The 7255-nt window shown below is 71.3% G+C and carries 7 protein-coding genes; 5 read left to right on the forward strand and 2 right to left on the reverse strand.

The features are described 5' to 3' along the window. Nucleotides 1–9: 9 nt before the first annotated feature. A complete protein-coding gene (locus PV363_RS03315) occupies nucleotides 10–2637 on the reverse strand; it encodes a 5'-nucleotidase C-terminal domain-containing protein (RefSeq protein ID WP_301021673.1) in 2628 nt (875 codons plus the stop codon). Nucleotides 2638–2771: 134 nt separating this feature from the next. Between PV363_RS03315 and PV363_RS03320 the strand changes: the two genes are divergently transcribed. Both PV363_RS03320 and PV363_RS03325 read left to right on the forward strand, forming a co-directional pair. Further along, complete coding sequence (locus PV363_RS03320; protein ID WP_301021674.1) at nucleotides 2772–3401, forward strand: YigZ family protein; 630 nt, start codon at nucleotides 2772–2774, stop codon at nucleotides 3399–3401. Nucleotides 3402–3451: 50 nt separating this feature from the next. After that, entirely contained in the window at nucleotides 3452–3661 is a 210-nt protein-coding gene (locus PV363_RS03325) for a PLD nuclease N-terminal domain-containing protein (RefSeq protein WP_220345724.1), read from the forward strand. 9 nt (nucleotides 3662–3670) lie between these two features. On the opposite strand, the gene PV363_RS03330 is transcribed toward PV363_RS03325, so the two are convergent. Next, complete coding sequence (locus tag PV363_RS03330; RefSeq protein WP_220342837.1) at nucleotides 3671–4201, reverse strand: TetR/AcrR family transcriptional regulator; 531 nt, start codon at nucleotides 4199–4201, stop codon at nucleotides 3671–3673. Nucleotides 4202–4229: 28 nt separating this feature from the next. On the opposite strand from PV363_RS03330, the gene PV363_RS03335 reads away from it, so the two are divergent. The 3 genes from PV363_RS03335 to PV363_RS03345 all read left to right on the forward strand — a co-directional run. Next, nucleotides 4230–4766, forward strand: coding sequence for a 2Fe-2S iron-sulfur cluster-binding protein (locus PV363_RS03335; protein WP_301021675.1), 537 nt, complete (start codon nucleotides 4230–4232; stop codon nucleotides 4764–4766). Then, entirely contained in the window at nucleotides 4763–5764 is a 1002-nt protein-coding gene (locus PV363_RS03340) for a xanthine dehydrogenase family protein subunit M (protein WP_220342839.1), read from the forward strand. Before PV363_RS03335 ends, PV363_RS03340 begins: the two co-directional genes overlap by 4 nt. Further along, nucleotides 5761–7255: xanthine dehydrogenase family protein molybdopterin-binding subunit (locus PV363_RS03345; protein ID WP_301021676.1), on the forward strand; the 1495-nt coding region annotated here is incomplete at its 3' end. The genes PV363_RS03340 and PV363_RS03345, both read left to right, overlap by 4 nt.

Here is a 7255-nt window from a genome sequence, read left to right on the forward strand (position 1 = left end):
TCCGTGCGGTCAGCGGCGCTTCTTGACGGTGACGGTCAGCGTGTCGCTGCTGGCCTTCACGGTGGAGGAGCCTCGGTAGGTGATCCGGAGCTTCTTCGTGCCCTTGCTCCTGAACTTCTTGAGAGTGATCGTCGCCCGGCCGTTGCGGACGGTGGCCGTGCCGACCTTGTTGCCCTTGAAGGTCACGACGACCTTCCCGTTGGCCGGCACCCCGGTCGTGGTGCGGACGACGACGGAGACCTTCGCCTTCGTCCTCTTCGCCCGGATCGTGCGGGTCTTCTTCTTCGCCTTGGTGGCCGACGCCGCCTTGGCGACCGAGATCGAGACCGTGGTGCTGGACGCACTGGTCCTGCTGTCACCGGAGTAGCTGACCGTCAGGGTGTGACGGCCGGGTCGCAGCGCCTTCTTCTTGATCGGGACCGTGACCTTGCCGTTCTTGACGGAGCCGGTGCCGAGGATCTTCGTGCCCGCCTTGACGGTCACGGTGCCGGTGGCGGTCGGCGGGGTGACGGTCACCTGGACGGCGCCGCCCTTGCCGTACTCGGCGCCGCGCACGACGGCCTTCAGCGAGGACGCCGACTTCGGGACCGACACGGGGAACGTCACCGTCGTCCCGGACGGTGCCGCGGTGAAGGTCAGCGCGCGGGCTCCGCCGGCCGTGGCGGGGACCTTCAGGGTGATGTGCGCAGCGCCGTTGACCACCGGGAAGGTGCCGACGACCGTGTTGCCGAACCGCGCTGTGACCGTCGTGTTCTGGGGGCTGTCGAGCGACGTCATGTCGAGGCCAGAGAGACCGATCTCCACCGTGTCGCCGATCTTCAGGTCGCTGGGGATCGAGCCGGCCTGCCGGACCGAGCGGCGGGCGAACGACGGGCTGAGCGGCGAGCTCTCCTCGAGGTAGGCGATCCACGCGTCTCGGTCGACGAGACCGGAGTCCTTGGGCGCCTCGCCCTCGGTGAAGACGCGGAAGTTGTCACCGCCGGTCGCGAGGAAGCTGAAGGTGCCGATCCGGTAGTTCTTGGTGGGGTCGAGCGGCGCTCCGTCGATCGTCACCGAGTCGATGACGCCCTTCTTGGCGCCGGGGTTCGCCGGGTCGTCGACCTCGTGGAACGTGTAGGAGACGTTGTCGGAGAGGCCGAGCTGAAGGTACGAGCGGCTGGGCACGTTGCCGTCTGCGTCGCGCTGCCACTGCTGCTCGAGCATCGTGACGAACTGCTCACCGGTCAGCGTCACCGACCACAGGTTGTTGGCGAACGGGAGCACGGCGTTGGCCTGCGCGTACGTCACCACACCGTCGGCGTCGGTCGGCACGGTGGTGTCGGGGGCGTACATGAGGTCGGAGCGCAGACCGCCCGGGTTCACGACGCCGATCTCGGCGTTGCCGCCCAGGTCGTCGCCGAGGCGCTCACGCAGTGCGTTGGCGACGAGGCCGCCCAGGGTCGACTCCGAGCCGCGGTCGTCGCGGACACCGCTGGCGGTCGGTGTCGGGTGGAAGTAGCGGCCGTCCTGGTAGGTGCCGCCGGTGAGCGCGGTGGTGATGTCGTCGGTGATCGTGGCCTTGCGAACGTTGCCGACCTCGGCAGCGCGGGCGAGCGCGGCGTCGACGATCGTCTTGACCGCAGCGACCCGCGGGTACTGCGCGACCAGGTCGGCGTCGGCGGTGGTGGTGCGGGCGACGACCGCGCGGGTGTACGCGGTCACGTCGTCGGTCGCGGTGTCGACGGTGAGCTCGACCTTGGCGACCCCCTCGCCGTAGTTGCCGGACTGCACCAACGGGCGTGTGCCCGTGCTGCCTGGGATGGGCGCGTCGTAGGCGTAGCGCTGGTGGGTGTGGCCGGTGAAGATCGCGTCGACCGCGGCGACCGTGTCGTTGACCAGGTGCGCGAAGACGGGGCTCGCGGCCACCTGCTGCGGCAGCGTCGCGGCGGGCTCGGAGAGCGGCGCGCCCTCGTGGTAGCTGGCGATCACCACGTCTGCCTCGCCGTTGGCGTCGTTGCCGTCCTTGAGCTCGCCGGCGACGCGGTTGACCGCCTCGACGGGGTCTCCGAACTCGAGGTCGGCGATGCCTGCGGGCCGCACCAGGGACTTGGTCTCCTCGGTCACGACGCCGACGATCGCGACGTCGACGCCCTTCACCGTGTACTGCGCGTACTCGGGAAGGGCCGGGTCGTCGGTGCCCTTCTCGTACACGTTGGCGCCGAGGAAGACCGGTGTGCCGAAGCGGTTGTCGCCCATCCGTGGGACCACACGGTCGGTGAGGTCGGCGAAGCCCTGGTCGAACTCGTGGTTGCCGACGGCGGAGTTGTCGAGCTGGAGGGCCTTGAGGACGTCGATCGTCGGGTTGTCCTGGTCGACGGCCGACGCGAAGAGAGAGGCACCGAAGTTGTCACCGGCGGCGACGAAGACCGTGCTGTCCTCGCCCGCGGCAGCGCGCAGCTGCTCGACCGTGCCGGCGAACTTCACGGTGTTGCTGTCGATCCTGCCGTGGAAGTCGTTGATGCCGAGGAAGGTGAGCTTCACCTCGTCCGCGGGCGCCGCCGACGCCGACGGGGCGAAGGACAACGGGGCTGCCACGAGGGCGGCGGTTGCGGCGAAGACGGTGCTCCGACGCAGCAGAGTACGGTGAGTGGGTCGCATCAGGGGCTCCTCGAGAGACGTGATCCCGCTGACCATAAGCGAGCGGGGGTGTCCAGCGCTTCCGCAAACTGTGACGGTTCGGCCACGATCGGATGGCAACTGTTGGCGATCCTGGCACATCGGCGGGAGGTCCTGTGGCGCGCGACCACTATCTCGTCCCCGCTGGCGCGGCGGAGGCCGCGATCGAGGTCAAGGGATCGCGCTTCCTCGGGTGGGTGCGACGGGTCGACTCCGAGGACGAGGCGCGCGCGTACGTTGCTGAGGCCCGACGCCGGTTCTGGGACGCACGCCACCACTGCTCGGCCTTCGTGATCGGCGCGGATGGGGCACTCCAGCGCAGCAACGACGACGGCGAGCCGAGCGGTACGGCGGGAGCGCCGATGCTCGAGGTCCTCGTACGGCGTGAGGTCCGCGACGTCGTCGCGGTGGTCACCCGCTGGTTCGGTGGGACCCTGCTCGGTGCCGGTGGGCTGGTCCGCGCCTACTCCGAGACGACGGCCGCCGCCCTGGACGCGGCCGGTGTCGTGCGCCGCGAGCTGCGCACGCGCGTCGAGGTCACGGTCTCGCACGGGGAGGTCGGCAAGGTCGAGAACGAGCTGCGTGCCCGCGGGGTCGCGATCCTCGGCGTCGACTACGGCGCGGGTGACGTCGTCCTCACCGCCGCCGCACACCCGGCTGCGGTGGCGTCGATCGCGGAGCTGGTCGCGGCGATCACCCACGGCTCCGGCGGGGTTGCGGCGGGTGGCACGCTCTGGGTGCCGTGACGCCCGGCCAGTGACCCGCCGGCGGGCCGGGCGCGAGTACGGTGAACGGCATGACGACACGATGGTCCGACCTCACCACGCGCCAGAGGCGTGCCGTGGTCCTCGTGGGAGCTGCCGAGGTCGTGCTCACCACCGCGGCGTTGACGAGCCTCGCCCGTACGCCCTCGACGCGCCTCCGCGGACCGAAGGCGGCGTGGATCGCCGGATGCTTCGTGCAGCCCGTCGGGCCGCTCGCCTACTTCCTCGTCGGGCGGCGCTGACCCGTCTCGTCAGAGGGCGTCGAGGCGGCCGAGGACGTCGCGGACGTGCTCCAGCGACCGCTTGTGCGCGAGACCCGTGGTGTCGTCGAAGTAGAGCCCGTCACCGATGAGCTGGACCGTACGGGCGAGCGCGTCGTCGCCGTAGTGCTCGGCCAGGACGGCGAACCACCCGTTGCGGAGCTCCGCCAACGTCTCGCGCGCTCGGACGTCGTCCTGCGCGACGCGGGAGGCGGCGATCAGCCCGCGGTCGAACGCCGACCCGGTGTCGACGGACGTCTCCAGGTAGTAGCGGACCGGTCCCTGCGGGGCGTCCTTCATCTTCAGGACGTCGGCGCGGCCCTGCTCTCGGAGCCGGTCGAGCATGGCGTCGACCATCGCGTCCTTGCTCGGGAAGTGGTAGAGCAGGCCGCCCTTCGACACCTCGGCGCGGGCTGCGACGGCGTCCAGCGTGGCGATCCTGCCGCCGCCCTCGACGAGGAGCATCTCGAAGGCGTCGAGGATGCGGTCACGGGTGGAGGCACCGTCGGATCGGGCGGACATGCGAGCACTCTAGCGAGGCGTTCTCGGCATGGACGCCCGCCCGACCGGGTACCACTCCCGCATGGATGCCGACATCACGCTGTTGGTCGACGGTCGGTCGCGGACCCTCACGGTCGACACGCGCACGACCCTGCTGGACGCCTTGCGAGAACGGCTCGGCATCGTCTCTCCTAAGAAGGGGTGCGACCACGGCCAGTGCGGATCGTGCACGGTGCTCCTGGACGGACGTCGCCACCTGACCTGCCTCGCGCTCGCCGTCTCCTTCGACGGCGCGGAGATCGTCACCTCGGACGGGCTCGCCGCGGACGGCCTGCATCCGGTCCACGAGGCGTTCCTCGAGCACGACGGCTACCAGTGCGGCTACTGCACCCCGGGCCAGGTCTGCTCCGCGGTCGGGGTGATCGAGGAGGCGAAGCAGGGACACCCCAGCCACGTCACCGATGACCTCGAGGGCGACGTCGAGCTCGACGACGATGAGATCCGCGAGCGGATGAGCGGCAACCTGTGCCGCTGCGGAGCGTACCCCGGCATTCTCGCCGCGGTGCGTGAGGCGGCACAGGCATGAGGGCCTTCGACTACGTCCGGCCGACCGATGCGCAGGAGGCCGTCCGGGCGGTGGCGGGCAATCCGCGGGCACGGTTCCTCGCCGGGGGCACCAACCTCGTCGACCACCTCAAGCTGGGCGTCGCCGAGCCCGAGGTCCTGGTGGACGTGAGCCGGTTGCCGCTGGACCGCATCGAGGAGTACGACGACGAGCACGGCGCCGGTCTGCGGATCGGCACGAACGTCCGCAACAGCGACCTCGCCGCGCACCCGTCGGTGAGGTCGCGGTTCGAGGTGATGGCGCGCGCCCTCCTGGCCGGCGCCTCCGGCCAGCTCCGCCACCAGGCGACGACCGGCGGCAACCTGCTGCAGCGGACCCGGTGCGTCTACTTCCAGGACGTGACCACCCCCTGCAACAAGCGCGACCCTGGCAGTGGCTGCTCGGCCATCGGCGGGTACGGCAGGTACAACGCGATCCTCGGCGCCAGCGAGGCGTGCGTGACGACCCACCCCAGCGACCTCGCCGTGGCGCTCGCGGCTCTCGACGCGACGGTGATCGTGCTCGGCGTCGAGGGTGAACGGCGGGTGCCGCTCCGCGACCTCCACCGGCTGCCCGGCCACCATCCCGAGCGTGACACCGTGCTCGACCCCGCCGACCTCGTGACGGCCGTCGAGGTCCCGTGGTCGGCGGCCGGGCACCGCTCGACGTACCGCAAGGTCCGCGACCGGGCCTCGTACGCCTTCGCGCTGGTGTCGGTGGCTGCCGTGCTCACGATCGAAGACGGGCTCGTGGACGACGTCCGGATCGCGTGGGGAGGCGTCGCTCACAAGCCGTGGCGGGCCGAACGGGCGGAGGCGCTGCTGCGTGGACAGGAGCTGACCGAGGAGGCGGTCGTCGCCGCCGTCGAGGACGAGCTCGCCGACGCGCAGACCGACGACGAGACGGCCTTCAAGCCGGCCATGCTCCGACGGACGACGGCGTGGACGCTCCTCGCCCTGGCGGAGGGGCGGACGCGATGATCGAGCACCCGACGAGGCCGATCGACGCCCACGCGGTCGGGTCCGACCTGCGCCGGGTCGACGGTGTCGAGAAGGTCACCGGCCGGGCGGCGTACGCGGTGGAGCACGGCGAGCCGGACGGCGTCACCGATCCCCTGCACCTGTGGCTCGTGACGTCCACGATCGCCAAGGGCCGGGTCGTCGACGTCGACGGTGGCGCCGCCACGTCGCACCCCGGTGTGGTGGCGGTGCTCGACCACACGAACGCGCCGCGGCTGGAGGACACCAGCAACGGCGAGCTCGCGATCCTCCAGGACGACGCGGTCGGCTTCCGCGGCCAGATCGTCGCGCTCGTGCTCGCCGAGACGTCCGAGGCTGCGCGGGAGGGTGCGGCGCTCGTCCACGTCCGCTATCGCGCCGAGCCGCACGAGGCCGAGCTGCGCGAGGACAACGCCGACGACAAGCCCGAGGTCGTCAACCCCTCGATGGACACCGACACCTCCGAGGGCGACGTCGACGCGGCGCTGTCCGAGGCAGAGGTCGTCGTGGCGGAGACCTACAAGACCCCGTACGAGCACAACAACCCGCTCGAGCCCCACGCAACGGTGGCCTGGTGGAGCGAGGACGGTGGCCGGCCGACGCTGACGATGTTCGACTCGACCCAGGGCGTCCACGGTGTCGTGCAGGCGATCGCGCCGATGCTCGGCCTGGAGCCGGATCAGGTGCGGGTCCGAGCGCCGTACGTCGGCGGCGGGTTCGGCAGCAAGGGCGAGGCGCACGCCCACGTCGTCGCCACGGCGATGGCGGCGCGGACGACCGGCGGACGGCCGGTCAGGCTCGCCGTGACCCGGCAGCAGATGTTCTCCCTGACCGGCTACCGCACGGCGACCTTCTCCCACCTCCGGCTGGGTGCCCGCCTGGACGGGACCCTGACCGCGGTCGAGCATGCCGTGCAGGAGCAGACCTCGGTCATCCGGGAGTTCGCCGAGCAGACGGCGGCGCCGACCCGGATGATGTACGCCGCGCCGAACCGCCGTACCAGCCACCGTCTGGCGCGGCTCGACGTGGCGGTCCCGTCGTGGATGCGTGCGCCGGGCGAGATGCCCGGGATGTACGCCCAGGAGACCGCCATGGACGAGCTCGCGGTCGCGGTCGGGGTCGACCCGATCGAGCTGCGCGAGCGCAACGAGCCGGAGGTCGATCCGGAGACGGGCAAGCCGTTCAACGAGCGGAGGCTGGTGGAGTGCCTGCAGCGAGGGGCGGACCGGTTCGGGTGGGACACGCGCCCGCCCGCGCCGCGCGCGACCGTCGACGGTGACTGGTGGATCGGCACCGGCGTGGCCTCGGCGACGTACCCGGCGATGAGGTCCCCGGGCAACGCTGCCCGTGTCCGCTCGCTCGACGACGGGCGCTACGCCATCGCGATCGGCGCCGTGGACATCGGGACCGGTGCCCGGACGGTCCTGACGCAGATCGCTGCCGACGCGCTCGGTGTCGGCACGGACGCCATCG

The organism is Mumia sp. (genome assembly GCF_028803055.1).
Classification (GTDB): Bacteria; Actinomycetota; Actinomycetes; order Propionibacteriales; family Nocardioidaceae; genus Mumia.

Bases quoted from the DNA above. Each gene is read 5' to 3' on its own strand.
- PV363_RS03315 (WP_301021673.1), bottom strand. From the start codon at position 2,637: ATGCGACCCACTCACCGTACTCTGCTGCGTCGGAGCACCGTCTTCGCC.
- PV363_RS03325 (WP_220345724.1), top strand. From the start codon at position 3,452: ATGACGACACGATGGTCCGACCTCACCACGCGCCAGAGGCGTGCCGTG.
- PV363_RS03335 (WP_301021675.1), top strand. From the start codon at position 4,230: ATGGACGCCCGCCCGACCGGGTACCACTCCCGCATGGATGCCGACATC.
- PV363_RS03330 (WP_220342837.1), bottom strand. From the start codon at position 4,201: ATGTCCGCCCGATCCGACGGTGCCTCCACCCGTGACCGCATCCTCGAC.
- PV363_RS03340 (WP_220342839.1), top strand. From the start codon at position 4,763: ATGAGGGCCTTCGACTACGTCCGGCCGACCGATGCGCAGGAGGCCGTC.